The organism is Pseudomonas sp. 43(2021) (assembly GCF_017490805.1).
In the GTDB taxonomy this organism is placed as follows: Bacteria; Pseudomonadota; Gammaproteobacteria; order Pseudomonadales; family Pseudomonadaceae; genus Aquipseudomonas.
The window spans coordinates 1-474 of record NZ_JAFGYJ010000405.1; the positions used below are offsets into that span (position 1 = coordinate 1).

The 474-nt window shown below is 66.9% G+C and carries 1 protein-coding gene; it reads right to left on the reverse strand.

Features of this window, described 5'->3' with window-relative positions:
* On the reverse strand, positions 1-447 hold a 447-nt coding region (locus J5M71_RS27865), incomplete at its 3' end, for a helix-turn-helix domain-containing protein (protein ID WP_243434386.1).
* Positions 448-474: the final 27 nt, after the last annotated feature.

The following is a 474-nucleotide window of genomic DNA, read 5'->3' on the forward strand; positions in this document are numbered from 1 at the left end:
GCCGACGCGTGCCGCGATCTCCTCGACCGTCAGCGTCGTGCCTTCGAGCAGGCGCAGCGCGTCGCGCAGCCGGATCTCGTCGAGCAGCGCCGAATACGTCGTGCCATAGTCGCTCAGCTTGCGCTTGAGCGTGCGCTCGGACAGATGGAGCTCGCGCGCGAGCGCGTCGAGCGACGGATAGCCGTGGCTGCCGCGAATCAGCAGATTGCGCACGCGCTCGACGATGCTCTCCGCATACCCGAGCCGCGCGAGCTCCGCCTCGCACTGCTGGACGATCATCTGCGCCGTGTGCGCGTTCGCGGTCTTGATCGGCTCGTCGAGCAGCGCGGCCTCGCAACGGATCTGATTGGCCGGAGCGCCGAAATGGCAGCGCGGCAGGCGATCACGATAACGTGCGAAATAAGGCGGCTCGGGCCACTCGAAGCAGAGCTCGGCGTTCGCCTTCATCGTCTTGTCATGCGAAGGCGTCAGCAG